Source organism: Arenimonas malthae CC-JY-1, from assembly GCF_000747075.1.
In the GTDB taxonomy this organism is placed as follows: Bacteria; Pseudomonadota; Gammaproteobacteria; order Xanthomonadales; family Xanthomonadaceae; genus Arenimonas; species Arenimonas malthae.
Map to the genome: position 1 here is coordinate 1 of NZ_AVCH01000210.1, position 838 is coordinate 838.

Annotated in this window: 1 protein-coding gene and 1 pseudogene; both read right to left on the reverse strand. The window is 71.1% G+C overall.

Annotated elements, in window-relative coordinates; translation table 11 throughout:
* A pseudogene (locus N790_RS16905) lies at nucleotides 1-177 on the reverse strand (Fe-S cluster assembly protein SufD); the annotation flags it as partial.
* The coding region (gene sufC / locus N790_RS14150) for a Fe-S cluster assembly ATPase SufC (RefSeq protein ID WP_043805302.1) at nucleotides 174-838 on the reverse strand (665 nt) is incomplete at its 5' end. The pseudogene N790_RS16905 and the gene sufC, both read right to left, overlap by 4 nt.

The following is an 838-nucleotide window of genomic DNA, read 5'->3' on the forward strand; positions in this document are numbered from 1 at the left end:
CGCCGACAGCGCGCGCAGCGAGGTGTATTTCCAGGCTTCCACCCGCGCGCCCGGCAGGCCGTCGGCCAGCGCGGCCGCCAGCGCGGCGCGGCGGGTTTCGCCCAGGCCCTGCGCGTCCACCAGCGCGGCGGGCAGGGCCTCGAAACCCTGCTTCAGGGAGTCGAGCAGGGCGCTCACGGCGTGGCCTGCGCGCCCGGCGCGATGCGGTCCTTCACCCAGGCGTAGCCGTGCGCCTCGAGCTCGAGCGCCAGTTCGGGGCCGCCGGTCTCGACGATGCGGCCGTCGGCCAGCACGTGCACCACGTCGGGCTTGATGTAGTCGAGCAGGCGCTGGTAGTGGGTGATGACCAGGAAGGCGCGGTCCGGCGAGCGCATCAGGTTCACGCCGTCGGCCACGGCCTTGAGCGCGTCGATGTCCAGGCCCGAGTCGGTTTCGTCCAGGATGGCCAGCTTGGGTTCGAGCAGGGCCAGCTGGAAGATCTCGTTGCGCTTCTTCTCGCCGCCGCTGAAGCCCTCGTTGACGCCGCGGTGCAGCAGCTCGTCCCTGAGGTGCAGCACGGCCAGCTTCTCGCGCACGCGCTTGAGGAACTGCATGGAATCGAGCTCGGGCTCGCCGCGCGCCTTGCGCTGGGCGTTGAGCGCGGCGCGCAGGAAGTAGGTGTTGTTCACGCCCGGGATCTCGACCGGGTACTGGAAGGCCAGGAACACGCCGGCGGCGGCGCGCTCTTCCGGCTCCAGCGCCAGCAGGTCGATGCCATCGAGCTGCACCGAACCTTCGGTGACCTCGTAGCCCTCGCGGCCCGCCAGGATGTTGCCCAGCGTGGACTTGCCGGCGCCGT